This is a genomic window from Candidatus Nitrospira neomarina (genome assembly GCF_032051675.1).
Lineage (GTDB): Bacteria > Nitrospirota > Nitrospiria > Nitrospirales > UBA8639 > Nitrospira_E > Nitrospira_E neomarina.
Window position 1 is genome coordinate 2,859,079 of the sequence record NZ_CP116968.1, and the last position, 26,444, is coordinate 2,885,522.

The following is a 26,444-nucleotide window of genomic DNA, read 5'->3' on the forward strand; positions in this document are numbered from 1 at the left end:
ACCCGATGGCTGTGTGGCTTCGTTCTCATCTCCGGCGAGTATCCGTTCGCCCCAGAACGGTGCGCCGACTGGCACAAGCCGTGTTACAACAGGCAGGGTATGCTTCGGCTAATCTGAGTCTCACCTTCGTCGGCAAGATTCGCATGCAGAACCTCAACCGGACGTACCGGCAGCGGGACTATGCGACCGATGTGCTAGCCTTCCCCATGCAGGATGCCTTACAGTCGCCACTGGCATTCGTGGGTGATGTCGTGATTTGTCTTCCCGTGGCACTGGCTCAAGCTCCACGGTTTGGCAACACCGCCGATGAAGAAATCCTGCGTTTACTCATTCATGGCATCCTTCATCTGCTGGGGTATGACCATGAAACAACCGATCGGGAAGCCAAACGGATGAAGCGAAAAGAACGCACGATCTTCGGTCGCCTTTCTTCGCCTGCCCTCCGTCTTCTTGCATAACCAAAAGCCATGCATCACGTATTTGTCGTAATCGTCGGGAACATCAACTATGAAATGGGTTGAACGTCTTCAACAGGGGTTAGCAAAAACACGTCAGACCGTGCAAAAGTCATTGCGCCGCCTGGGGCGGGGTCACCTGGATCCCGTCGCCCTGGAGGATGTCGAATCCAGTCTCCTGGAAGCCGATGTCGGCATACACACGGTCGAGCGATTTCTTGAGATGCTGAAAGATAAAACACGGGTGTTCAGTGGGACCGATCCGACAGCAGTTCTCCATACTCTCCTCACGGACATTCTTCGGAAGGGCGAGTCCGAACCGCTGGAACAACTCATTCGACGCGGCCCTCGTCCATTTGTGATCTTGATCATCGGCATCAACGGTGTCGGCAAAACCACGACTATTGCCAAACTCGGGCATCGGTTAAAGCAACAAGGGTTACACACACTCTTTGTCGCCGGCGACACCTTCCGGGCTGCTGCGATTGAACAATTGGATATTTGGGGAAAACGCACAGGCATTGAGGTCATTAAACAAAAGCAGGGCTCCGATCCTGCCGCGGTAGTGTTTGACGGCATGGTCGCGGCGAAAGCTCGAAATGTGGACGTCGTGCTCATCGATACCGCCGGTCGGCTGCATACCAAAATTAATTTGATGGATGAATTGAAAAAAATCAAACGGATTATTGCACGGGAAATGCCCGACGCCCCACACGAAACCCTCCTGGTCCTGGATGGCACGCTGGGGCAGAATGCCATTGCACAAGCCCGACAATTTCATGAGTCACTCGGCGTCACCGGCTTAGCCTTGACCAAACTGGATGGAACCTCCAAAGGCGGAGTGGTCGTGGCGATCGTCGACGAACTCAATCTTCCCATTCGTTTGATCGGTGTGGGGGAAGGGGAAGCGGACCTCCAGGATTTTCAGGCTTCAGCGTTTGTCGAGGCCTTGCTCCCGACAGAAAACTCAGAGGACTGACCCGACCCAGCATTCTTCCACACAGCATTCTGTCGGAGAAAAACATGGTGTTCGGAAATTAACCAAGGAAATTGGCTAGTGGATTTTATGCACCGAATTTTCCCGCAAGCTATACGAGTCCCATCATTTGTCCTCGGATTGGTATTGCTGTGCCTGGCGATGGCGAATCCCGTCCAAGCCAAGGCATTGATGCCTATTCACCATGGATTACATATTGAACTCAATCCAGACACCCATGCCATTACCGGATCGGACATCGTTCATCTTCCTCCATCCCATCGCGCCAACTCATCTGTCTCATTTATCCTCCATCCTCAGCTCACAATCGATCGGGTTGAATTCAACGGCACACGGCTTCCAATCCCTCATCCCTCAAAAACCGCGATCCCGCCGTCATCAACGCGCCGGGTGATTGAAATTCCCCTCCCTCCCCTTCATGATCCGGACCAACCGGCAGTCCTGACACTGACGTATCACGGGCAGATTGATGATTCTCCAAAAGCCTCAGGTGGACTTCGCTTCGTCAAACCGGATGACACCAACGGACATATTGGACCCAACGGGGTGTATTTGACCTATGAAACATTCTGGCATCCCACATGGGAACAGACCCTCTCGACGTATGATCTCACCCTCAGCCTCCCTTCAGACTGGGAAACGATCACCCAAGGCCGGGAAGTTATCAATACCGTGACTGCCGGACGCCGAACCACCCAATGGAAGGTGAGTCTGCCGAGTGAAGCTCTGACGTTGGCGGCTAATCATTTTGTGGTGCAAAAGCAGGAATGGAAGGGCATTCAACTCGCCACCTATCTTTTCCCCGAAGACGCGCACTTGGCTCCGCAATATCTAGAAGCGACCATCGATTACCTTCAAATGTATACCGATCTTTTGGGTCCTTACCCGTTTACAAAATTTGCCGTCGTGGAAAACTTTTTCCCAAGCGGACTTGGTCTCCCCTCATTCACCCTCTTAGGTGAAGGGGTCATTCGGCGCGGATATACCCAACCCTATTCTCTCGGTCATGAAATCGTTCATTCCTGGTTCGGAAATTCCGTCTTCAATGACTTTGCTCAAGGCAATTGGGTGGAAGGACTCACCACCTATCTTTCCAATTACTATTTTGACGAGGCCAAAGGGCATCAGCAGGAGGCCTTCAATACCCGACGGCGGATGGTCTATGAATATAATCTGTATGCCGAGCCGGACAAGGAATATCCCGTGCGGGCATTCCACCACAAAGAAACCCGGTTGGATAATGCCATTGGCTATCAAAAAACAGCCATGGTGTTTCACATGCTCAGACACGAAATGGGAGACGTGAAATTTTTCAACGGAGTTCGCGGAATTATTCAGGAAGGGACGGGCACCTATCTGGAGTGGAACGATCTTCTCCGGATCTTTTCACAGGCGGCTGAAAGAGACCTCAGTTGGTTTTTCCATCAATGGATCGATCAACCCGGCGCACCAAACCTGGACATCCAGGATATCTTGGTCCAGGAAGATCCCGCGCAACAGGGACAGTTCACGCTGACCGGAACAATCCTGCAGGCGGACCCAATGTACACCATCCGCCTTCCCCTCCACCTCGATCTCCAAGGAGGACTCATGCATGACTCCGTCCTCAACGTGCGGGCCACACAACCGTTCACGCTGCATCTCCCGGCGAATCCGACCACACTGGCCATTGATCCCGAGCACCATCTTCTGCTCCACCTTCTCCGTGCACACATTCCGCCCATGTTAAATAAATGGGAAACCGACACCCGTCGGATTCTCATCAAACCTCAGACCCTGACAAAAGAGGAGGCTCAAAGCTTAGGATCTCTATTTCAACGTCTAGAGGAACAACCCGGCATCGAAACGATCCAATCCGATGATCCGGTCATTTCTGAAGCGGCCTCCTATCTGGTCATCGGGCCCTCTGCCCGTCGTTTGTTGGAATCCGGTTCCTTCAATAGCTGCGAAAAGTTCATGGACATGCATCCGGGACACCTCTCCATTGGGGAACAGACATTCGAGGGCCCGGAAATGGCCTTCCTGATTTCGTGCGCCCATCCCCAGGATGCGAACCATACCGTCACATTCTTTTTTGGATGGTCTCCTGAAGCCGTCAAGCCCGTTTCACGGCTGTTGTTTTTTTACGGGTGGGATAGCTATCTGGTCTTCAAGCAAGGAAAAGTGATTGCCCGGGGGATGTTTCAACCCGTACACTCTACACCCGAGATTATTCGCCATTCACCGTGAGGTTCATGAATGCATCCAACCTTCTCTAGCCTTCGATCCACATTCTCGATACGAAACATTCTCCCGTTAACCCTGCTGTCCTTGTTGCTAGTGTGGCATAACGCCCTGGCTGCCGAACCACCCAAGGATCAGGAACAACCGGAACCTCATTTGGCCAATATCCGGCAGCTCACCTTTTCAGGAAAAAATGCCGAAGCCTATTTTTCAGCTGAGGGTGACCGTTTGGTGTACCAATCAACCCTGGAACCGGATGGCAAGACCCTCAGGTCCTGCTATCAAATCTATATCATGGACCTCGATGGCACGAATGTCCGGCGAGTCAGCCTGGGCTTGGGCGGCACCACGTGCGGATACTTTTTCCCCGGCGGCCGGCGTGTTCTTTTTTCCTCCACGCATATCAGTAGTCAATTTTGTCCACCCGTCCCCGAAAGGACCGAACGCTACCGGTGGGCTCTTGATGATTATGACATCTTCTCCATGAATATCGGCGGCCGGGACGTACAACGGTTAACCTCCGCCCATGGGTACGATGCCGAAGCCACCATTTCTCCGGATGGAAAAACCATTGTCTTCACCTCCATTCGTGATGGAGATTTAGATGTGTACACCATGGATATCGATGGAAAGAATCTGAAGAGACTGACACAGGAAGTCGGATATGATGGCGGGGCCTTCTTTTCTCCCGACAATACACGAATTGTCTATCGGGCCCATCATCCGAAAACTGACGAGGACGTGAAGACCTATCGCGACCTGCTCAGTCAAAACCTTGTGGAACCCTCAAACCTGGAAATCTTCATCATGAATGCTGATGGCTCCAACAAGATACAGGTCACTCACAACGGGCGTTCGAATTTTGCTCCCTTCTTTGCTCACGATGGGAAACGCATCATCTATTCCTCTAACTTGTCGACACCGCCCGATCATCAGGGGCGTCCCTCTTTTCACTTGCATATCATCAATGAAGATGGCACGCACCCCGAACAAATTACCTTCAAAGGGCACTTCAATAGCTTTCCGATGTTCTCGCCTGACGGAAAACAGGTAGTATGGTCATCCGATCGGAATGCCGCCAACCCAAAAGAATTCAACATCTTTCTCGCTGATTGGGTACCCTAACCTGACGAATATCATGTGGACTGAGCGCTTTGATTCCTCGCTTTGATCTTCACTGGTCGGGAGGGGGATCAAGGAGGAGAAGAATTTCCATAGACGGAAGAAAAAATACGACCAAGGCTGTTGACGAATCCCGTTCCCCAATCCTGTGACTGACCAATCACCCGCACCTCCTTCACCTCGACGTTCGCAGTTTCTTCTCCGCCAGACTCCTCTCGTGATATTCGTGCTATCCGGGCTCCTTTTTCTTGGCTTATTTGCTTTTCTTGCTCAGATAGATGGTCCAACTCTCCAGATCGTTCATAGCTTCACGCATCCGGCCATCGACCACATTGGCACTATAGGAAACCATATAGGAGACGGGGTCACCCTGGTCCTCATTTCCTTGGGAATTGGGGCAGTGGGATTCCGATTTGGATGGCCTACCTGGAAATCCGCATCTATTCATACTTTACTTGCACATGGAGTCGCCGGACTCTTTACCCAAATATTGAAACACACCATCGGCCGCCCTCGCCCGAGACTCAAGCAAGGCCAGGACTGGGAAATGGCCCCGTCACTTGAAAGTGGATGGGACTCTTTTCCCTCCGGTCATACCACTGCATCCTTTGCCGTGGCCACAGTCCTGGCCTATCATTTCCCAAAAGCCAAAATGCTCTGGTTCGGACTTGCTGCATTTAGTGGGGCCTGTCGCGTCATCACCGGCGCCCATTTTCCTACCGATGTGCTTGGCGGTGTACTGGTGGGAATCGGAACTGCGCTGATAATCATTCATCCTCCTGAAAAGTGGAAGACATTCTTTCAGCGCACACTCACCCATGGTCTCCCCTGGCTGATCACGGCCTTTGGTATCGTATGGATTAGTGTTCCCCATCCAGGTATGGAATTGGAACCATCCCTCTCACTCTTTCTCGGCCTGATAGCTATAGTTATTGGATTAGGGCAAAGACTCTGGTGGATACGGGAACTCTCTTCCGCAGGATTTCCATCTGCCGGACAAATGCCCCCTCAATGGCCACGCCTGGTCATGGGACTTGGTTTAGCGACCACAACGGGAAGTGCTGTGGTGCTGGGAGCAAGTCTGATGGCGGGAATTATCTGGTGGCGGGGGACTCAATCCGAATTAACAACTGAGTGCAGGAATCGCTTTTACGCAGGTCTCAATCCCATGTGGATTGAAGTGATTATAGGACTCGGCATATTTTCCCTCACCATTGTGACTTTTGTCATTCGATCCGGTTCACTTTTGCCGGCTTAATAATATAAATCAGAAGTCACCAACTGTTGGGATCGAGTACTTCCTCGAAAATGCCTACAATCTTTCTGCCGAGGGGGTTTTGCATCCCCCCTCGGAATGACCGTTAACGAATGGCGAGAAATTGCCTCAGCGGAAATCCTATGTAGAATTTGGTTATTGTCCAAGATTCGGGTTTTGTCCCTCCATTGAATTTCCGCTCTCCATCCCGCTTTGGCTCTGGCTTTTAATTTGGCCTTGGCCTCCCATCTGATTATGACCTTCATTTTGGCGCTGCCCGGTAGTCTGGTTTTGTTTCGTCATATGTTCTTGTCCCGTCATCTGTTCCTGGCCACCCATTTGAGACCGATCACCCATCTGGTTCTGGCTCTCGGATTCGTTTGCTCCCGGTACACCGGACCGACGGGTTTTCAGATCTTCAGTATACTCTTTAGTTGCAGCTTCCAAGGCTTTTTGGCCATACAAATTTTCTCGCCCTGGGTCATTGGCCGTCGACACACCACTCACCGGACTTTTCGATTCTTTCATCGGATAACCGGGATGATCCGGCACCATGGATGGATTGGCAAAGGCGACAGTCCCTAATAAGCATATTCCGCCCAAACTTCCCAAAATTACGGAAGATTTATTTTTCATCACGTTTTTCATAATGCCTCCTGAGTAAGTTATCTTTAAAGTTGATTTGGAGTACCCGCGAAATTCCCGGATCCTCACTCTTCATTTTCCTCTTCTCAATCCTCGCTAATGAAAAATAGTGTCGCTAGGTTAAAATTAAGGAAGAGGATTAATGCTTTGTGTATGCCTCCTTCCCGAAAAGCGATTAAAAGTTGAGGCTCCAACAGGTAGAAAATTAATACTATTCAACTTCATCCTAAACCTCGTTTGCCAAGCCGTAACTGTCAAAAACCCTTGAAGGCCATGTTTAGGTATTTTTTTATTTCCGGCTGATCGGGCATGTCTGGTACGGAGAGGAACACCTCAGTAGCTTAACCCGTGAAGGTATTTACATATACCTACGGATGGTCCCGGCGGTATGGTAGTGGAATTTGTCCTAAGACGGGCCACTATCCATCATTCTTAACCAAAATGAAGGAGGTCTTTATGCAACCCCTCACTCATGATCTCCATCCTTGGTAAAGGACTTTTGTTTATATGAATTCTTGTTCCACACCTTGGACTCGAATCAGCGCTGCCCTTCTCACTCTTCCTTGGATGAACAGTTCTAGAGGTTGGCTTAGGACTCAGACTCTGGGGGATTCATAAATTGCTCCACGAAGGACACCTATCTCACAGGCGTTTCCCCTCAAAATAGCCGTGGCCTACTTATAAGCCGTGGTTCAGCAACCACAACGGAAAAAGCGGTGGTTCCACGAGCAAGCCTGGTGACGGTGACCATCAGGCAGTTAGGGGATTATCTAATCACTCGCATTTAATTGGGATAGACTCAGATCATTGGATTATTCCCACTGTCATCTGGACTCCTCATGTCATGGCTTCATCTTTTACTTGAAACTCGTCTCCTCAATCGTTATAAAAGTAAGATATTTGCCGTTTACCCCTATCCAAATCAGGCATGAATGCAAGGATGATAAATATGAACGAACGATTGACGCCTCCAGTACAACCGTCCAAAAGGCTAACGATATTCTACCTCCTGTCTATTGCTGTTCTCGCAAGCCTGATCGCAAGTTGTGCGGAGAAAACATGGGATATCAACAGATACATTCATGCTCTTGAACGCCCGGAACGTGATCAGCACCAACAACCCGAAAAAGTCATCGAGGCCTTGAATCTCGCGCCTGGCATGATGGTGATCGATATCGGGGCAGGCTCGGGTTATTTCACGCGCCGCTTCGCAGAATCAGTGGGAGACAAGGGGCGGGTCATCGCCATCGATGTCGAACAAAAAATGCTGAATTACAACAAACAGCAGTTGGATAAACTTGGGCTCGCCAACAGAGTCCGTTTTGTTCTGGCCGAGTCAGAAGGTCCCACATTTTCCGGGAACAACGCCGACATCGTCTTCTTGTGCGATGTTTATCATCACATGGAAGATCAGATCGATTATCTGGCCAACACCAAGCCTGCGCTTAAGCCAAACGGACGTGTGGTCATCATCGACTACTATGCCGATGCGCGGTCCGGCACACTCGGCTTTTCAAAACGCCATCTGGTTTCCAAAGAACAAGTGATCAAGGACATGGAACAAGCCGGCTTTACCTTAGCCAAAGAACACACCTTCCTCCCCCGCCAATACTTCCTGGAATTTGTCCCCAAAAAAACAAAAGATGACAGAATGATCAGTTCGAATTAATCAGGATCTCTTCGTGGGTTCCCTAAGGGGGGATGACTTCCTATAAATACTTCGTGAATTCAACTCGTAAGTGCAACTCTACCATGATGGATAGAAGGCAAGCTGCAGTAGGATCGTGGCTTTTCTCACCGCCAAGTAAGAGGAGCACCGATGAGTTACACACAGCTTACCGAAGCACAACGCTACCCAATTTATGCACTGATGAAAGCCGGTCATCGCCAAACCAAAATTGCTGCGGTCGTGGGGGTCCATAAGTCCACGATCAGCCGTGAGGTGCAGCGCAACAGAGGCTTGCGAGGCTATCGGCCCTTGCAGGCCCACCAGATGGCGGTTCACCGTCGCCAGACCAAGGCGCAATGCCGTCTTACCCCAGAGCACTGGAGCCTGATCGAGCGTCTGCTGCAGGAGGACTGGAGTCCCGAACAGTTCAGTCTGTGGTTGGCTGATCAACGGGTTCTCACCATCAGTCCCGAATGGATCTATCAGCATGTTCTTCACAATAAGGCCCAAGATGGCACCCTCTACCGAAATCTGCGCTGCCAGAAGACTCGCAAGAAACGGTACGGAGCCTATGACCGCCGCGGCCACCTGCGTAATCGGGTCTCCATCGAGGAACGCCCCGGCATCGTCGAAAACCGCACCCGCCTCGGGGACTGGGAGCTCGATACCATCATCGGCAAAGGCCGCCGCCAAGCCCTCGTCTCGCTGACCGAACGCCGATCACGCACGCGTGGCGCTGATCGCGAAGGTGCCCAATAAGGAAGCGGCGGGCGTCACCCGTGCCATCTTGAAACTTCTGGCGCCCCTGTCTGAGCATGTCCATACCCTCACGGCTGACAACGGAAAAGAGTTTGCCCAGCATGAAGCCATCGACAAGGCCCTTAAGGCCGACTTTTATTTTGCTTATCCGTACGCCTCCTCGGAGCGGGGCCTCAACGAAAACACCAATGGCCTCATTCGCCAGTATTTTCCGAAGAGCGGTGATTTCACGACCATCACCCAGAGGGATCTTGACCACGTCATGCACAAACTCAACAACCGACCCAGGAAATGCCTTGGTATGCAAACACCCAATCAAGTATGTTTTGGCATCAACCCATTTGTTGCACTAGTGAGTTGAATCCGCGTTTTTAATCTTTGGCTCTAGCCAGGATAAAAAACATTCTGAAACGCCCAAGGGACTAACTTCTTAAAGACAGATAGCGCTTGGCTGCGGCATCGTCAATCTGTCCGAATGTTCACTGTTCATTCCCAGCCCACGCTTAAGTCGTGTAGCACCATCTCCAACCTTTTTTGTCCGTCGGACAACGGTGCACATTTCATATTCCACACTAACAACTTCGAGTTTCTGCTGCGCGAGTGACAAACCGACCCAAATGCTTCGGTATACCCGTGGAATCTGTAACCCTACTTAGCTCCGCTCAGCCAATCAAGTTCGCGCCTCACCAAAGAAGCGTTGTCCTCGTTCTTCAGAAACTCGCCTTGGTCCCCAAGCAAATCCCACGTGCCCATCGCGATCACCTTGCCGCGGCCGCACAGACTAGGCGGCGCCTGAACCGCGACCGGGCACCAATGCGCCGCGCCGTTACGCTCAAAATCCTGTTTGCCTGCCGTGAGTGTTCCGTCTGACGCGTAAATGGTCTTATCACGACAGGGGCGAAATACCGCGTTTGCGCCCACTCGCAGCCACTCGATGCCGCCTGGTTCAACCCTCAGAGTCTGAACGTTGGCAAAGCGTAGCACCGTTAAACCTTCGGTGAACGGATGGGGGTCAGCGTCACCTGGCCCAACTGCGAAGTCGACGGGTAGGCCATACGGCTTCCCCTCCTCCGAGGCTGGACCTACGATATCGGTCACAGGCTCGATTCCAAAGTGGCGGGCGAGTTCTGACAGGTTCCCGTTGTGGTGACGATCGCCCAGCTCGAAGCCGAGCAACAAGACTCGTCCTCCATCAAACACGAATTGCCGAATCGCATCGATCGTGTCCGATTCGAAGCGAGCACGCCAAGGATTACCGATAACGAGTCCTCGGAAATCCGAAATACGATCGAGCCGAAGTTGCTCAGAATCGTCGATGAATCCAATGGCCATGCTCGTCCAAGTAGATTTGGGAGCCTTCCATGCAGCAGGTCGAAGATGGATCCGTATTGTCCCTGAGGCCAGTGAGCCTGACCTGCAGTGCGGACGATGCCCACCTTTTCCCCTAGAGTCCGATCAGCCTCGGCCACCTGGCTTAAAGTGCTAGCAATAGCTGAAATGTCGGCCCCCTCCCTCAACGTACAGGCCAACGCCCCGACAAGCTTACGAATGAGATCCTCTACCCCGTGTGCCCCGCGAGTGAGCGTCAGGGCTTGGAACATGCTAAATGGATGCGGCAGTTCCTTCTTGATGAGACCTCCGTGACATATTGGGATAACTTGGACCCGCCGTCCCCACCCGCCCCCGCTCTCGAAGTTGACCCAGGGCCGAGCAATTGAGCGTGGACTGCACAGAACTAAGACCGCGCTCGAATTATCAAAGGCACGGTCAAGCGCGTCAAGCCACGCCCGACCCAACTTTATGTCGACTCCACTGACGAATACCTCGAAGTCGGCGATCGCCTCTTCCAACGCCCGCTTCATTGCTGCGGCGAGCGGCCCTTCCTCTGCAATGTGGCTCAAGAACACCTTCATCATCGGGCTCATTTCTGTCTGAGGGAAGCGCCTGCCAATCCAGATATTCCAATGGAGCGTATGTAAAAATCAAGCAATCTGGCTCTACGACCGCGGCCTAACTGAATCCGCGGCTGAGCAGGGAAACGGAGGCCCATCGGTTCGAACCGCGCGTGACTGAATTTTGCTAAACTCTTCACAACCATCCTCTAATAGAATAATAGCGCGCTCAAATCCTAGACGACCTTGGAACATTCCAACCTCATGAATCACATTCATGCGTGCGTGGTGATTCCCATCAGCTTGTTCATCTTCAGCGGTCATCAAAAGAAAAGCAAAGCATGCTTGATCTAGCATTTGCGCAAGCCTAGTTATATTTGTTTTTCCGACTACTGGAACTCGATTAAACTCATCCCATGGCAGTTTTAATCTGTCACTCACGAAACCTTTAAGCTCTCGCCAACCTTGCGATCTCCCATGACTTATAAAAATATTGGTACCTATCCTTTCTTCCCTTACCCTCTTCCCCTCTATGTTTTGGATATGACTTGCAAGCCTAATAATTAATTTATGAAACTCATTGCACGCTTTGAAAGGAAAAGTGACAGAATTGGTCTTTGCTTATACAGACAAATGAGGAGGAGCAACCTGACCTTTTTCTATTCCCACCATATTTCTTGACATCGCCTGGCCTTTAGGGCACCAATATTCTATAAAGTCACTTTCATTTAGCATCTTTGCGATTTCAATTTTCTCAACTATCCCAGTTAAAAATTTATCAGTCTCTAAATCATAGTTTGCGTGAACGAGTGACAGCACAGACGATTTTGCTTCCTCAAAAAACTTTCTGAGGTTTATTAGCAAGCTCCAGTTCTTTATCAATAGAGGGGTTACTAGCATTTCCGTAGATCAGTGTAACGACATCATCAAAACGGTACTCCTGCCACGCTCCGCGAGACCTTGAAAGGGAATCCATAAGTCCCCACTCCTGGCTAAACACAGCCCCAGGCAGAGGTACTTCGAAATTTTGATAGTAAACACGCGAATGATACCCAAACCACGAACCCGACCATGCCTTGCCAATATTAGTAGCAGCCTCAGACAAAGCATTAATTTCGTCTGATCCATACTCCTTGTATGAATCAAGTGTACTTGCGATTTTAAATAGTTCAGATAAACTCAAATCTTTGTTCCTTGATTTGCCCAACAATGGTTGACCGGATCCGCATAAGAGCCGAATCTGCCAATTTCTGTCCGTAAAAACCGCCATCACATTTTCTGAGCACACCCTCCGTTTTGCCATTTACCTGATTCTATAATTATTCGAAAAAATATTCCAAGCGTTCATGCCTGTTTAGCAAAACCACAACCGTTGAACAAACGGGGAATCCCGTCGACCACCAAGAGCGAATACTCCACTGCAAGGTGAAATCCCCCTAAAGCCCTTAAGTCACACTCTTTATCTATTTTTCGACGCCTGCCGTCAGGCTTCAGGGGTGGACGCCCTAATCATTGGTCGGGCCTTGTGTGAGCGCAGCGAGTTGGATCGCCCCTCCATGGCCTGCATCCGCCCCATCCGATGAAGGCGAACGGCGCGTCAATGGTTTTGGGTCCTTTTGGGCAAACAAAAAGGCCTCGTCTGCCGGGGCGAAACCCGGCAACACAGAACAACACATTGATACGAGAGTTGGGTCAAAGTGCGATGCATTCACCTGCCAGCACTTTTTTACTGGCAAACCTCAAGATAGATTCTCGATACACATCGTAAAGCTGTAAGGCCAATCCAATTATTCTATAGGTTCCAGAAAAATGGAATCAGCAATTGATCTGAGTATTACTCTCCTTTCCTACTTCACAAATCGATACAAGAAGATTCCCCATATCTCTCGACATGGAAGGATATAATCCTGAATGTTTCACTAGAATTATTTAGGTGCAGCAGGCGCGGAAGGACGGTTCACCTTTTTGGGAGACTTGTTGGGAGCACTCGATTTTTCTTTCTTGCTGGACTGTTTTGATTTCGAGATGCCCCCATCATCCACAGCCTCCTGAAGCCGACGCACTTCGTCAAGAATTTTCAAAAATCGACAGCCGAACGGGGTGAGTTGATATTCCACTTCAACCGGAGGCTTTTGTCCCAACACCGTGCGCCGCATGATGCCGAAACGGATCATCTTTCGCCATCGCTCATTCATGACTTTGGCCGACAGACCTGGACAGGCCCGGAGCACCATACCTGGGCGATTGTGCCCCTCGGCACAAAGCTGGAGTAAGCGGACAGACCACTTACAGCCCACAATACTCTCCACCATCGAGGCCACAGGAATTTTCTTGCCATCCTGCAACTCCGACTCCACCCCCATCGACGGATCATCCTGAACCATTCAGTCACCCCCTTACCAAAAAGTGCCTTCTTGAGAGATTCCTGCAGGCTTAGTATCTTGCATGAAAGACCAATACTCAACTATCAATCACCCAAGGAGACTTTTGATGGAAACCCAGTTAGCTCCAGAATGGCAGACCACAGACTGGTTCAATACCCCCGAGCCCCTCAGCCTGTCCGGGCTTCGTGGACAAGTCGTGCTTCTTCATGCATTTCAGATGCTCTGTCCCGGCTGTGTATCGCATGGCCTGCCACAGGCTCAGCGTGTCGCCAAGCTCTTTCCCGACGTCCGGGTCATCGGGTTGCATACGGTATTCGAGCACCATGAGGCTATGGGGTTGTCGTCGCTGCGCGCGTTTCTGCATGAGTACCGCATTCGTTTTCCGGTTGCGATCGACCTGCCAGGACCGGATGGCGATCCACTTCCCCGAACCATGCGAGCGTATGCGATGAGGGGAACTCCAACCACGGTGCTGATTGACGCACAAGGCAGACTGCACCGCCAGGTGTTCGGAGTGCATGACGATCTCCTTCTCGGAGCGGAACTTGGATTATTGCGGGAGCACGCAACATCTTCAACAGAATTCCCGGCAAGACCCGAACAGCTGGTGAAGCCTTCATGTGCAGACGACTCCTGTGCAATCGGATAAAACGAATCTGTTTGTTGGTTCTATTCGGCCCAGGACTCACCGGTACAGTGCGCACAGGCTACTTGTCCAAGTAGATAGTCCGGAGACTTCCAACATCCCTTGCCGGCTTTTACAGCAAGGGTTCGCTGGTGAGGAGAGAAAAACCGCCGTGGTCCAAGACGACAATCCAATGTGCCATGGCTTCGGGAAGTTGTCCTCGAAGCTGAGTTTGGATGATGGCCATTTTTCGGCCGGGAGCCGCGAGGTGTTGGGGGAGTTCTTCGTCATTCACTCCAAGAAAGTGTACTTTGCGTTTGGCATAAAAACTGAGGGAGGGGCGCTTCCGGCCAAATTGAATTAATCGGTCGTCCCGGCCTAAGTTATAGCCGGCGATGACAGCTAACTCCTGCGGTGGTCCAATGAAATACTGTTGGTAAATTGAGAGTCCTCCTCGTGCGACCAAAACCGTGAAAATCAGCATCATCCCGCATCCCACCCAAAAGGCCAGATAGCGCTTGGTGTCAGATCGCATACACTGACGCATGAGCATGGTCCCTATTACCATGACAAGGCCTACCAGCGATGGAAGCCATGCCAGATCCACCTGGACCGCGGCCGGGAATTCTTTGGCAATTTGTTTCATGAACAACTGAAAGACCGCCGGCACAAACATCATTGCGATGCCTAAGAGGTATCCCACCCCAATGAGGAGACGAGTGGATGCGGTGAGTCCAACTGGACTTTCTTCTGTCAAAAAACGCTTCCACCACAGTGCGATGAGCACGGCTGCGGCCGGAAACAGCGGATAGATATAATGAGGCAGTCGCGTGGCCGAGAAGGTAAAGAACAACAACAATCCCACCACCCAGAGGCTCAGGAAACACTCCAAATGTTGCTCTTGCGTGGCAGGGCCTTGTCCCCGCCAGAACGCTTTCCAGCGCTTGACCGTGTGATACAACACGGAAGGGAGAAAGGCACTCCATGGGAAAAATCCAATCAACAACACCGGCACATAAAACAAGAGCGTCCCCCCATGGCCTTCCATGGGATTCATAAACCGGCCGGTGGTATTGGCTTGCGCCGCAGCCCAATAGGCTTCCCCATGGATTTGGAACATCATCACATACCAGGGAGCGGCGACAGCGGCGACCAAAATGATTCCGAGAAGGGGAAAGCCCCGTTGCCAGAAGGTTCCCCATTGGCGCGTGAGGGTGAGATAGGGGATCACACCCACCAGCGGAATGATGATGCCCACGGGTCCCTTGACCAACATGCCACATCCCATGGCCAGATAAAAGATGACGAAAAGCCCTCGCTTGGCCTGTTCATGGTGGAGCGCGTGCCAAAAACTATATCCGGCTAATGTGGTGAACACGACCAGTTCCGGATCGGTCAGCACCATCCGGTTGATACCCAAAAACTCCAGATTCAGCAGCAACATGCAGGAAGCAAACAGGGCTACCATGGGGCCGGCCCACTTTCGCACAAACACGTACTGGAGCCACAGCAGGCAAAGACCGGACAAAGCCGAAGGCAACCGCGCGGCAAATTCATTGATGCCGAACAGGGAATACGACCCGCTGATGAGCCAATACACAAAAGCCGGTTTGGCATAACGTGGTTCATAATTGAGAGTCGGGGAAATCCAATCACCGGTCTCCAGCATTTCCCGGGCCGCTTCGGCATTACTCCCCTCATCCCGATCTGTCAGCCCCAGCGCGCCCAGATCCGGACCAAAGAACCATCCACCATCTACGCCCAAGAGCCAGGCAGCCAGGAGCAGCACACACATCAACTGAAAAAGAGGCGATTGCGTTATTGAAGAGCGGAAAGAGGACGGAAAGAGTGCTTGAGGGGGAGGGCTATCCACTCATGACTCGCTTATTGGCCTGATGGAGCAGCATAATATTGCGGACATACACCACGGTTCCGACGCTTTGGCCGGCCATGAATACCAGATCGGCGATGTGAATGGCATAGGTCAGCACAATCACACTCCCCACCAGGCTCATGTACCAGAACGACATGGGAATTTGGCTTTCCTCGTTGCGTTCCGACACCACCCATTGCACCAACCAGCGTGAGAAAAAAATGCCTTGCCCCAAAAAACCAAAGCCGATCCAGAGGAGTTCCTCAGACGACATGGCCAGGAAAGCGTGCGTGAAGGAATCGAACATCGTTAGTAACAGGGAATGAATCGCCGAAAGGGGTCTATCAATTCAGATCCCTCCCGGTGCATAAAATGATTGTGGTATGTCAATTGTTTCCAGTAGGTGGTCAGCTCAAGAAAACTACAGTTCGGATTTTTCGGGATGACTACCCTTCATGGTGTAGTTCAAACAGCGTTTTTGCATCCATCTGACGGCGAAGAGATCATACAGACCGGCAAACAGCCTGTTGCCAATTCCATATTTGGATGTCCCATGGGCTCTTGGAAAATGCTGGACGGGTATTTCAGTCACCGTAAACCCATACATTTGGGCCAACGCCGGAAAAAACCGGTGCATGTTTTTAAATGGAGGAAGTCGTTTGACCACGGCCTGCTTAAAGACCTTCAAGGAACAGCCGGTATCTGAAATGCCGTCATGCACAGCCCAATTGCGAACCTGGTTGGCAATTTTTGACGACCATCGACGAACCAGATTGTCATGTCTGGATTGTCGTCGCCCACACACTAAATCATATCGTTCCACGAATGGAAGAAGTTTCGCAAAGTCATTCGGATCATACTGTAGATCACCGTCCATGGTGGCAACGAGTTCTCCTCTGGCCTCCCGAAAGCCGGCATCGAATGCTGCCGTCTGCCCGTGATTCCGGTCTAAATGAATCACCCGTATCTCAGGAAACTGTTTGGATAACTCATCCAGCAACGGCCCACTCCCGTCCACACTCCCATCATCCACAAAGACAAGTTCAAATGCCGCGGAGCCACTTTCAGGCCTTGACTCAAAAAATTTGAGTAATTGGCTCGCTAGTAGCGGGATGTTTTCCCGCTCATCTTTAATAGGAATGACAACGGAAATCCAATGGCGCGGCGGGTGGAGACTCATGGATTGCGCGAACTACGCTACAGATTTGAAAATAATGACAAAACTCACGTTGCGGACCCTCCTACCCGGTCACCATTTTACTGAATAACTAAAAAATCGGTCAAACCGCCCTTCATCACGAGAGGCACTCCCCGTGATCTCGTGACCCCGTGATCGTCATGCTACACTCCACACCGACGGTCACAATAAGTTGACCACGGGAACAGCCTTTTGTAAGGTGGAGGACATTTTGAAGGAGGAACATTCATGCAAGAAGACATTCTGCAAGCCTATTTGGAAATAGAGCAAGCGATGCAGCGCTATTCCATGTTATTACAGGAGCATGTGAGCCGGCTCGAAACACAGACCGATGCGGAATCCAAAAACCGATTCCATAGAATGAAAGCTGGCTCAAAGGCCATGAGAGATAGCAGCCAGATTTATCTCTCCTATGCAAAATATGTGGCGTATGGAATGCCCGAGGGTGAGGAGCTGGCTGAAGAGGAGGACTTACAAGCCTAGCGAGCCTTCGTACTGCCCAATCGATTCTCCCCTATGAACACACCGAGGAGATGAAGAAACCATTTTTGCTGAAAAGAAAACATGGTCGGGGCGAGAGGATTTGAACCTCCGACCTCTCGCACCCCAAGCGAGTGCGCTACCGGGCTGCGCTACGCCCCGACATTAACCTGACCAATCGTATTCCCATCCGTCGTCATTGGTCGAAAACCTACACCGTCGTTCGCCCCAGAATTTTCAGAATGCCTTGCAGTTCCACCTTCGCTTTTTCCACACGGTCTTTTGGGACTTGCACGGCTTTTTCTGACCGTTTTTTGCGATACCAATATCGCTTCAAGCCCGCAATCGTATACCCTTCATCATAGAGCATTCGTTTAATTTCAAAGACCGTTTCAATGTCGGCTTTCGAATAAACCCGATGTTTGCCCTGACTTTTCTTCGGTTTAAGAAAAATGAATTCCGACTCCCAAAACCGCAGGACATACGCGGGAAGGTTCGTCAAATCGGCGACTTCCCCTATTTTATAAAAGGCCTTATCCTCGTATTTGGTTCCACCTCCCATACCTGCAATCACCCCACGGTGTATCTAGCAAGAGAGTGAACGAGACCGATTGCGAGATTCTCGCCCGTCAAGAATTGACATATTTCTTAAAGAGTTGGCTTGGTCGGAAGGTCACCACGCGTCTGGGCGTAATGGCAATTTCTTCTCCGGTCCTCGGGTTCCTCCCTTTCCGCTCTCCCTTATTCCGAACAACAAAGTTCCCGAATCCGGCAATTTTGACGACTTCCCCTTGTTGAAGCATGGACTTGATCAAATCCAAGACATGCTCCACCATTTCCATGGAATCGGTTTTTTGGATAGCTGCCGTCTCTGTGATGATCTCGGCAATGTCAGCCTTGCGCATAAATCAAAACCCCCTCACCAGTGGTCTTGAAGACCGTACATACGGATTGTGAATTCACGCCTTTGACCCTTGTTGCTGGCAGCAACGTAACGGGCAACGCAGATGATGTCAAGAACCGGGCTCTTCAGAGGATTCCCCTTTGTCAGCCCATACGGAGGGACCGTTATCACTTTTACGGCTTCTCCTTCATGAGCTTATACTCAATACTGTCGGCCAGGGCCTGCCAACTGGCTTCAATGATGTTCTCCGATACCCCGACCGTCCCCCATTTTTCCTTGTGATCCCCAGACTCAATCAGGACTCGCACACGAGAACCCGTTCCATGTCGTCCGGTCAACACACGGACCTTATAGTCCAGAAGTTTGACTTCCTTTAACTGCGGATAGAAATGCTCCAGCGCTTTCCGAAGGGCATGATCGAGCGCATTCACCGGCCCATCCCCGACCGCGGCGGTATGTTCAACCACTTCCCCGACTTTGACCATGATCGTGGCTTCGGAAATAGGATTTTCATTCGTCTTTCGTTTTTCCACAATGATCCGGCACCCCAGGAATTCGAAGGAGGGAGTATGGGTTCCCATGGCTTTCCGCACTAACAATTCAAAAGACCCTTCTGCGCCTTCAAATTGATATCCTTCATATTCCAACGTTTTGAGAGAATCCAGTAATTCGAGAACCTTGGGATTATCCTGAGGAAGGTCCAGTCCGAAAGTTTCCATCTTTCCAAACACGGCACTTCGTCCGCTGCTATCGGAAATTAAGACGCGGCGATGGTTGCCGACAATATCGGGATTCACATGTTCATAGGTGAGCGGGTTTTTTTGCACCGCATGAATATGCACCCCCCCCTTATGAGCAAACGCGGTATCTCCCACATACGGCTGCCGTTTGTTGGGAGTCAGATTGGCCATCTCGGCCACATAATGAGAAATGGCGCGAAGGTGTGCCAAACGTCCGTCCCCCAGGGCTGTTCGCTCCATTTTTAATTCTAAATTGGCCATCACGGAGCACAGGTTGGCGTTCCCGCACCGCTCTCCGATGCCATTGATGGTTCCCTGGACCTGGACCGCTCCCGCTTGCACAGCAGTCAAGGAATTGGCGACCCCCATCTCCGCATCATTGTGTGCGTGAATGCCCATGGGCACAGAACAGCTCTGGCGAACCTTCGCAAAAATCTCACCAATGTCCCATGGCATCGTTCCCCCATTCGTATCGCACAACACGATTCGTTCCGCCCCGGCTTCTGCTGCAACTTGAATGGTTTTCATGGCATAGGCGGGATCCGTCTTATAGCCATCGAAAAAATGTTCGGCATCGTAAAAGACCTGCCGTCCCCTCGACCGGAGATAAGAGATGGAATCGGCAATCAGTTCTAAATTGATTGCCAACGTCGTTTCCAAGGCTTCCGTCACATGGAGGGTCCAACTTTTTCCAAAGATGGTCACAATATCCGTCTCAGCGGATAAGAGGGCTTCCAGCGTCGGATCGGCCTTTGCCGTATTTTTGGCTTTTCGCGTCGAACCAAACGCCACAATTTTGGCGTGCTGCAACGGAGTCGATTTCATGACTTGGAAAAACTCAATGTCCTTCGGGTTGGCTCCCGGCCACCCTCCTTCTATGAAATGGACCCCTAGCTCATCTAATTTAAGAGCGATACGAACCTTATCCTCCACCGAAAAGCTGACATCTTCGGCCTGAGCTCCATCCCTGAGGGTCGTATCGTAGATTTCGATGACCGGAAATTTGGAATTCATATCACCCATTCGCCCCTTCGATGTCGACACACAATCCCACGCTAGGCCTTTCTGCTCCCCGGAGGTACTTCTAATTCAAACTCCTGGTGCAAGGCCCGAACAGCTAACTCCATATATTTTTCTTCTACCACACAAGAGATTTTTATTTCCGAGGTACTGATCATCATGATATTAATGCCTTCACGGGAGAGTGTCTGAAACATTCTGGCTGCGACACCGGAATGCGAACGCATTCCCACTCCCACTAGCGAAACTTTGGCAATGGATTCGTTCACCTCGACCGTCCGCGCTTCCACTGATTTGGCAATATCTCTGATGAGACCCATGCCTCGAGGAAGGTCAGCTCTCGGCACGGTAAAGGAAATATCCGTCAGGGAGTCCTGACTCACATTTTGTATTATCATATCCACATTGATGGCGGCATCGGCAATGGAGCAGAACAATGTGGCCGCAATTCCAGGGTGATCGGGGACCCCGACCACCGTGACCTTGGCTTGATTCCGGTCGCCCGTAACCCCCGAGACTAAGACTTCTTCCATATCGACATCCTCTTTTACCACGCAGGTTCCAGGCCCGTCCTGAAAACTGGACCGCACTTCTACAGGTACCTGATATTTCGCCGCTAACTCCACCGAACGAGACTGTAGAACTTTCGCACCCAGACTCGCTAACTCTAACATTTCTTCATAGGAGATTTTATCCAATCTTCTCGCGCCCGGCACAATATTGGGATCGGCCGTGTACACCCCATCCACATCGGTATAAATAAAGCAGGTATCGGCCTTGAGCGCCGCCGCCAAGACCACGGCCGTCAAATCCGAGCCGCCGCGCCCTAATGTGGTCACATCGGATGCGGCGTTGATACCCTGAAATCCGGCCACGATGGGAACAATCCCGTCACGCAAGGCTCCCAGCACCCGGTCCGTATCGACACGGGAGACTCGGGCTTTGGTATGTGTGCTATCGGTCACAATCCCAACCTGACGTCCCGTAAAGGATTGCGCCCTGATCCCAAGACCCTTGAGGGTCATCGCCATCAGCGCAATCGTGACCCGTTCTCCAGAAGAAAGGAGCACATCCAGCTCCCGATCATCCGGATCAACGCTCAAGGTTTTGGCCATTTTCATGAGGCGATCCGTTTCCCCGCTCATCGCGGACAACACGACCACCAGTTGATGCCCCTCTCGGAAAGTGTGCTGAATAAGCCGGGCCACGTTTTGAATTCGTTCCAGGCTCCCCACTGATGTACCGCCGAATTTTTGAATATATAGGGCCATGGTTTTAGTGAGTGGCCATAAATCGCTCAAACAGTTTGGTAGCATCACGGAGGGGGCGATTGGCGACCTCACGTTCATTCATTGGTCCCGCATGATTTTCAGATTTCTCCCCTGGCCCTTCAAACACCAGATAAGGCGATATGAAAGACCCTCCATCCTTCTGCCAATTCGGACATGGAGTCACTATAACAACGATGCGGATGGAGTTGGTGCTTCCAACAGACGCATGAATGGCTCCAATGACCTGTTCGTCCACTTGCCCAAGATATTCCACTAATTGTGCGGGTGGCACCACCTGTCCATTCTTCAAGCCCCACTCGTAAAAAGGAATGTGCAGACAGACCAGGTCATGCCTGTCCAAGGCCGTCGAAGCCTGATTAGCTACCGCCTGCAACCATTCGATATCTCCCCCTCCCACATGTTCGACCTTGACCGTCTGAAGTCCAGCGGCCATTCCAACACCGATATACGGCCCATCGGGGGAAATCACGAGACCGTTGACTGGCCACCGCTCCTGTAAATGAGGCAATTCCACAGGCTTTCCTGACCCCCACAACCACAGACAATTGGCCGGTTTCAAGCCGGCACTCAGGCGCTCGTGATTCACAGGATGATGGCAGAGGATCACCCGGGACGCCGCCATGAGTTCACGTAAGATGTGCGATCCATCTCCGGTCGGCAGATACGCCTCGATCGATTGTCCTAAAGCCTCATATGGGTTGCGACAGGCCACTTTCCCGCTTGCGCCCACCCAGACCATAAGGTGACGATGATGGCTGCCCATGTAAAATTGAATATTTTCAGAAATCAATTGTTCATTAACGGCATCAATGAGTTCTCGGGCCTCCTCAGTCCCGATTCCTCCGCCATAGGGATCGGCCATAAATAGGTGAGGACCAATTTTTTTCTCATCCCCCCATCCATCCTGACCCCGGAGAGTCACCAAATGACAAAGATAGGCCACATCATGGGCGTCCAGAACAACCTCTAATCCCCCTGCCTCGAAAGCACCAGCACCGGTATACCATTTATGGGGATCGTATCCCAATAAAGCCAGCAGGGCCATTTCTCCGAAAAAGGGACGAGTTTCCCGGGGAACCCCTAAGCGCCCCAATTCGCCATGCTCCGCCAATTCATCCAGGTGCGGTGTCCGAGCATATTGTAAGACGGTTTGGTCTCCTAATTCTTGATACGACTGTCCTGTCAATCCATCGACGTGAATCACGATCGTTTTTCGCACGACCTGAGCCTCGCTGTGTTGAATTAATGAGTAGTTGAACGAACAATCCTGGTTTTCAGAAGACCATGAGGGATTATTGATTCGTTAATTGCGCTCTGACCGCTTCATGTGTTGCAGGAACCGTCACCGGTCGATAGGAGACCGAGATGGCCGTATCCGGATCCTTTAACCCGTGTCCGGTTAAGGTACACACAATGTCCCCCACCTTCGGCAACAACCCGGCACGATTCATTTTGTCAATCCCAGCCAGAGACGCAGCGGAAGCGGGCTCGCAAAAGACCCCTTCTTCACTCGCCACCATTTGATACGCTCGAAGAATTTCTTCGTCCGATACCATGTCCAGATATCCGTGTGATTCTTCCACCGCTTCCAGAGCCAAACACCAACTGGCCGGATTACCAATCCGAATGGCTGAAGCAATGGTTTTCGGCTCCTCCACGACATGACCCCTGATCAAGGGCGCGGCTCCTTCCGCTTGAAACCCGAACATACGAGGCACCCCTTGCGTTTGTCCGGCCTTGTGGTACTCCCGATATCCTCGCCAATACGCAGTAATATTCCCGGCGTTCCCTACCGGGAGGGCATGAATGACCGGGGCATACCTTAACTGATCACAGATTTCCATGGCCGCCGTTTTCTGACCCTCCAAACGAAACGGGTTAATTGAATTGACCAATTCAATGGCGGTTTCCTCGCACAAATCTTTTACGATCGTGAGGGCCTGATCAAAGTTTCCTTCAATCTGAATGACTCGAGCCCCATGCATGAGCGCTTGCGTCAATTTACCCAATGCGATATTCCCTGCCGGCACGACGACATAGACCGGCAACCCCGCCTTGGCCCCATAAGCGGCTGCCGAAGCGGAAGTATTGCCTGTCGAGGCGCACATGAGTCCTCTGGCCTTACTTTCTACGGCCTTGGAAACCGCCATGGTCATGCCCCGGTCCTTAAATGAACCGGTTGGGTTGGCCCCTTCGATCTTCAGATACAGACCCAGGCCAGGACAAATTTTCCCGGCTAAGCGCATTGCTGGAATGAGTGGAGTATTCCCCTCCAGTAGTGACACGATCGGAGTCTGCTCTCCCACCGGAAGGAATTTCCGATATTCCTCGATAATGCCACGCCAAGGAATCATAATGGCTTGTCCCCCTTCGTGACGCGATTTGGCTTCATGTCTTATTCCACCCCTTCCATCCGAAGTAACGTCGTTGGTTCTGATACCATAGGAAGCGCATTAATTTCCTGGAGTGCCTCTTGAACCGCTCGCTCTACCGATCGATGTGTCAGGATGACCAATGGCACCGTTTGTCCTTCCTTTCGCCCTTTTTGCAGGACAGATGAGATGCTGATCCCACGCTGTCCAAGAATTCCCGATATGGCCGATAGAACGCCGGTTTGATCTTTAACCATGCACCGCAAATAATACCGGCTTTCAATCTCGTCCATCGGCCGTATGGCAATAGGCTCACGCGATTCCCATTGGAATGAGGTCACAGGAACCCGTCCGGCAACCCCGGCGATACGATTGCGTGCCAGATCGATAATGTCTCCCACCACGGCACTGGCTGTGGGAAGCGATCCAGCCCCTTTGCCGTAGAGCACAACATCTCCAACCGCGTCACCAACCAGATGAATGGCATTATAGACCCCATTGACCTGTGCAATGGGAGATCCGGCCGGCACCAGAGCGGGATGCACTCGTGCCTCAATGGCATGCTCTTGAAGTTTTGCGATCCCCAGCAATTTAATGGTAAACCCGAGTTCACGGGCAAACTCGATATCCACAGTCGAAATACGGGAAATTCCCTCAGTGAAGATGGCTCCCATGGGCACGGGGGTCCCATACGCCAGATTCACCATAATAGCCAGTTTGTGAGCGGCATCCACTCCATCAACATCCAGTGATGGATCCGCTTCGGCATACCCTTCCCGTTTGGCTTCCTGTAAAATTTCCTCAAAATCACGGTGCTCATTGGTCATCCGGGTCAGAATATAATTTGACGTGCCATTCATGATCCCCGTAATCGACAAGATCCGATTTGCAGCTAAGCCTTCGGTAAGCGAGCGAATGATGGGAATGCCTCCCCCCACACTCGCTTCAAACCCGAGATCAACGCCTGCCTTAAATGCCGCCTCGAATATCTCTTCCCCATGGTCGGCCAACAACGCTTTATTTGCCGTGACTACACACTTTTTTCGTTCAAGGGCCTGAAGAATAAACCGTTTGGCCGGTTCATACCCGCCAATCAACTCCACCACAATATCAATAGCCAGATCATCCAGAATGTCCCTGACATCCGTCGTAAGTACCCCTTGAGGTACCGAAACCCCACGATCGGTTTTCACATCCAGGTCCGCAATTCGGACGAGGGCCACCGGAACTCCAACACGTTTCGTAATGAGGTTGACATTTTCCTGGAGAATCTTCACCACTCCTGTTCCCACCGTCCCAAACCCGATCAGCCCAACCTGGATTGTCTTTCGCATTACACCGCTCCATCCAGTTTTAACGCCTGACGGATTCCTCGAACGGCCTGGAAAATCCGGTGCTCATTTTCGACTAAGGCAAAGCGAACATACTCATCGCCGCCTTCGCCAAATCCAATTCCCGGTGATACCGCCACTTTGGCATCTCGTAACAATAACTTGGAAAACTCCAACGACCCCATTCCAAGGTACGGTTGCGGGATTTTTGCCCAGGCAAACATGGTGGCGCGAGGATAGTCGATCGACCAACCAATGCGGTTGAGTCCACGGACCAAGGCATTGCGCCGTCGCTCATACCGTCCCACAATTTCCTTTACGCAATCCTGTGGACCGTTCAGGGCAATTATACTGGCAATTTGAATAGGCTGGAACATCCCATAATCCAGATAACTTTTGATTTTGGTCAACGCACCAATGACTTCACGATTCCCGACACAAAATCCAACACGCCAACCCGGCATGTTATAACTCTTCGAGAGGGAGTAAAATTCCACGCCAATTTGTTTGGCCTCAGGAATTTGAAGCAGGCTGGGCGCTTTGTAACCATCAAACACGATATCCGCATAGGCCAAATCATGAATGACCCAGACTTGATGTTCCAGGGCAAACTCCACCACCTTTTTGAAAAATTCCAGATCCACCACTCGAGTGGTGGGATTATGAGGAAAACTGATGATCAAGGCCCGAGGAGCCGGTTGCGTCTGCTTGAAGGCCTTTTTCAGATTTTCGAAAAAATCCGAATCCGGCCCTAGTTCAACCCCGCGGACTTCACCACCCGCGATGATCACACTGTACATATGAATCGGATACGTGGGAGTCGGGGCCAGAACGACGTCACCCGGTCCCACCATGGCCAGGGCCAGATGCGCCAACCCCTCCTTCACCCCAAGGGTCACAATCGCTTCCGTCTCCGGATCGAGACTGACCTCGTAATTTCGTTGATACCAATCGCAAATCGCATGACGCAATTTCGTAATACCGCGTGAAGCCGAATAGCGATGATTGCGCCCGAGTCGCGCGGTCTCAATCAATTTGTCTACAATATGACGGGGTGTGGGCTGGTCAGGATTGCCCATACCTAAATCAATGATATCTTCTCCCCGCTTCCGGGCTTGGAGTTTTAACTCTTGAACCTGAGAGAAGACGTATCCTGGCAGACGTTGAATTCGGTAAAAAGGTTCCATTGTTTGTGTAAAATGACGAAT

Annotated in this window: 25 protein-coding genes, 1 tRNA gene and 1 pseudogene; 9 read left to right on the forward strand and 18 right to left on the reverse strand. The window is 51.3% G+C overall.

The features are described 5' to 3' along the window. Positions 1-5 precede the first annotated feature (5 nt). From ybeY to PQG83_RS12280, 5 genes are all read left to right on the forward strand, one after another. Positions 6-458: an rRNA maturation RNase YbeY gene (gene ybeY, locus PQG83_RS12260; protein ID WP_312741426.1), complete on the forward strand. Its 453-nt coding sequence runs from the start codon at positions 6-8 to the stop codon at positions 456-458. A 49-nt stretch (positions 459-507) separates the two neighbouring features. Continuing rightward, the gene (gene ftsY, locus PQG83_RS12265) at positions 508-1,434 is read left to right on the forward strand and encodes a signal recognition particle-docking protein FtsY (RefSeq protein ID WP_312741428.1); all 927 of its coding nucleotides are present in this window, start codon (positions 508-510) and stop codon (positions 1,432-1,434) included. A gap of 87 nt (positions 1,435-1,521) precedes the next feature. Further along, the gene (locus PQG83_RS12270) at positions 1,522-3,681 is read left to right on the forward strand and encodes a M1 family metallopeptidase (RefSeq protein ID WP_312749133.1); all 2,160 of its coding nucleotides are present in this window, start codon (positions 1,522-1,524) and stop codon (positions 3,679-3,681) included. A gap of 9 nt (positions 3,682-3,690) precedes the next feature. Further along, on the forward strand, positions 3,691-4,800 hold the full coding sequence (locus PQG83_RS12275) for a TolB family protein (RefSeq protein WP_312741430.1): 1,110 nt from the start codon (positions 3,691-3,693) through the stop codon (positions 4,798-4,800). Between the two features lie 223 nt (positions 4,801-5,023). Next, complete coding sequence (locus PQG83_RS12280; protein ID WP_312741432.1) at positions 5,024-6,055, forward strand: phosphatase PAP2 family protein; 1,032 nt, start codon at positions 5,024-5,026, stop codon at positions 6,053-6,055. Between the two features lie 153 nt (positions 6,056-6,208). Here the strand turns inward: PQG83_RS12280 and PQG83_RS12285 are convergent, their stop codons facing one another. Continuing rightward, positions 6,209-6,700, reverse strand: coding sequence for a hypothetical protein (locus tag PQG83_RS12285; protein WP_312741434.1), 492 nt, complete (start codon positions 6,698-6,700; stop codon positions 6,209-6,211). A 946-nt stretch (positions 6,701-7,646) separates the two neighbouring features. On the opposite strand from PQG83_RS12285, the gene PQG83_RS12290 reads away from it, so the two are divergent. Beyond that, positions 7,647-8,366 carry a class I SAM-dependent methyltransferase gene (locus PQG83_RS12290; protein WP_312741436.1) on the forward strand — a complete coding sequence of 240 codons (720 nt, stop codon included), beginning with the start codon at positions 7,647-7,649 and terminating at the stop codon, positions 8,364-8,366. Positions 8,367-8,516: 150 nt separating this feature from the next. Then, a pseudogene (locus PQG83_RS21150) lies at positions 8,517-9,486 on the forward strand (IS30 family transposase). Between the two features lie 733 nt (positions 9,487-10,219). On the opposite strand, the gene PQG83_RS12305 reads toward PQG83_RS21150, so the two are convergent. From PQG83_RS12305 to PQG83_RS12320, 5 genes are all read right to left on the reverse strand, one after another. Then, positions 10,220-11,041, reverse strand: a complete 822-nt coding sequence (locus PQG83_RS12305; RefSeq protein WP_312741440.1) for a toll/interleukin-1 receptor domain-containing protein — start codon at positions 11,039-11,041, stop codon at positions 10,220-10,222. 81 nt (positions 11,042-11,122) lie between these two features. After that, positions 11,123-11,458: a TIR domain-containing protein gene (locus tag PQG83_RS21015; RefSeq protein ID WP_376753525.1), complete on the reverse strand. Its 336-nt coding sequence runs from the start codon at positions 11,456-11,458 to the stop codon at positions 11,123-11,125. Between the two features lie 180 nt (positions 11,459-11,638). Continuing rightward, a complete protein-coding gene (locus PQG83_RS12310) occupies positions 11,639-11,836 on the reverse strand; it encodes a hypothetical protein (protein WP_312741443.1) in 198 nt (65 codons plus the stop codon). A gap of 16 nt (positions 11,837-11,852) precedes the next feature. Beyond that, positions 11,853-12,200 (reverse strand): hypothetical protein, encoded by a 348-nt coding sequence (locus tag PQG83_RS12315; protein WP_312741445.1) that lies wholly within the window; start codon positions 12,198-12,200, stop codon positions 11,853-11,855. Between the two features lie 742 nt (positions 12,201-12,942). After that, positions 12,943-13,401 carry a winged helix-turn-helix transcriptional regulator gene (locus PQG83_RS12320; protein ID WP_312741448.1) on the reverse strand — a complete coding sequence of 153 codons (459 nt, stop codon included), beginning with the start codon at positions 13,399-13,401 and terminating at the stop codon, positions 12,943-12,945. Positions 13,402-13,507: 106 nt separating this feature from the next. Here PQG83_RS12320 and PQG83_RS12325 point away from each other — a divergent pair, with 106 nt between their 5' ends. After that, positions 13,508-14,050 (forward strand): redoxin domain-containing protein, encoded by a 543-nt coding sequence (locus tag PQG83_RS12325; protein WP_312741450.1) that lies wholly within the window; start codon positions 13,508-13,510, stop codon positions 14,048-14,050. A gap of 109 nt (positions 14,051-14,159) precedes the next feature. Here PQG83_RS12325 and PQG83_RS12330 read toward each other — a convergent pair whose 3' ends face one another. From PQG83_RS12330 to PQG83_RS12340, 3 genes are all read right to left on the reverse strand, one after another. Then, the gene (locus tag PQG83_RS12330; protein WP_312741453.1) at positions 14,160-15,899 is read right to left on the reverse strand and encodes an ArnT family glycosyltransferase; all 1,740 of its coding nucleotides are present in this window, start codon (positions 15,897-15,899) and stop codon (positions 14,160-14,162) included. Continuing rightward, positions 15,892-16,206, reverse strand: a complete 315-nt coding sequence (locus PQG83_RS12335) for a lipid-A-disaccharide synthase N-terminal domain-containing protein (protein WP_312741456.1) — start codon at positions 16,204-16,206, stop codon at positions 15,892-15,894. The genes PQG83_RS12330 and PQG83_RS12335 overlap by 8 nt, the downstream gene beginning before the upstream one ends. A 114-nt stretch (positions 16,207-16,320) precedes the next feature. Then, positions 16,321-17,079 (reverse strand): glycosyltransferase family 2 protein, encoded by a 759-nt coding sequence (locus tag PQG83_RS12340; RefSeq protein WP_312741459.1) that lies wholly within the window; start codon positions 17,077-17,079, stop codon positions 16,321-16,323. Between the two features lie 246 nt (positions 17,080-17,325). Between PQG83_RS12340 and PQG83_RS12345 the strand changes: the two genes are divergently transcribed. Beyond that, positions 17,326-17,580: a hypothetical protein gene (locus tag PQG83_RS12345; RefSeq protein ID WP_312741462.1), complete on the forward strand. Its 255-nt coding sequence runs from the start codon at positions 17,326-17,328 to the stop codon at positions 17,578-17,580. Positions 17,581-17,662: 82 nt separating this feature from the next. Here the strand turns inward: PQG83_RS12345 and PQG83_RS12350 are convergent. The 9 genes from PQG83_RS12350 to PQG83_RS12390 all read right to left on the reverse strand — a co-directional run bounded on the left by PQG83_RS12350 (position 17,663) and on the right by PQG83_RS12390 (position 26,423). Next, positions 17,663-17,739 (reverse strand) — tRNA-Pro (locus tag PQG83_RS12350). 49 nt (positions 17,740-17,788) lie between these two features. Then, positions 17,789-18,139 (reverse strand): MerR family transcriptional regulator, encoded by a 351-nt coding sequence (locus tag PQG83_RS12355; RefSeq protein ID WP_312741465.1) that lies wholly within the window; start codon positions 18,137-18,139, stop codon positions 17,789-17,791. Positions 18,140-18,206: 67 nt separating this feature from the next. Further along, a complete protein-coding gene (locus PQG83_RS12360; protein WP_312644181.1) occupies positions 18,207-18,482 on the reverse strand; it encodes an integration host factor subunit alpha in 276 nt (91 codons plus the stop codon). 172 nt (positions 18,483-18,654) lie between these two features. Next, positions 18,655-20,235, reverse strand: coding sequence for a citramalate synthase (gene cimA / locus PQG83_RS12365; protein WP_312741469.1), 1,581 nt, complete (start codon positions 20,233-20,235; stop codon positions 18,655-18,657). A gap of 41 nt (positions 20,236-20,276) precedes the next feature. Next, the gene (locus PQG83_RS12370; protein WP_376753526.1) at positions 20,277-21,512 is read right to left on the reverse strand and encodes an aspartate kinase; all 1,236 of its coding nucleotides are present in this window, start codon (positions 21,510-21,512) and stop codon (positions 20,277-20,279) included. 4 nt (positions 21,513-21,516) lie between these two features. Beyond that, positions 21,517-22,752, reverse strand: a complete 1,236-nt coding sequence (locus PQG83_RS12375; protein WP_312741473.1) for a hypothetical protein — start codon at positions 22,750-22,752, stop codon at positions 21,517-21,519. A 73-nt stretch (positions 22,753-22,825) separates the two neighbouring features. After that, positions 22,826-23,887, reverse strand: a complete 1,062-nt coding sequence (thrC, locus tag PQG83_RS12380; RefSeq protein ID WP_312741476.1) for a threonine synthase — start codon at positions 23,885-23,887, stop codon at positions 22,826-22,828. Between the two features lie 41 nt (positions 23,888-23,928). Then, positions 23,929-25,239: a homoserine dehydrogenase gene (locus PQG83_RS12385; protein WP_312741479.1), complete on the reverse strand. Its 1,311-nt coding sequence runs from the start codon at positions 25,237-25,239 to the stop codon at positions 23,929-23,931. After that, positions 25,239-26,423, reverse strand: coding sequence for an aminotransferase class I/II-fold pyridoxal phosphate-dependent enzyme (locus tag PQG83_RS12390; RefSeq protein ID WP_312741482.1), 1,185 nt, complete (start codon positions 26,421-26,423; stop codon positions 25,239-25,241). Before PQG83_RS12390 ends, PQG83_RS12385 begins: the two co-directional genes overlap by 1 nt. Between the last annotated feature and the right edge of the window lie 21 nt (positions 26,424-26,444).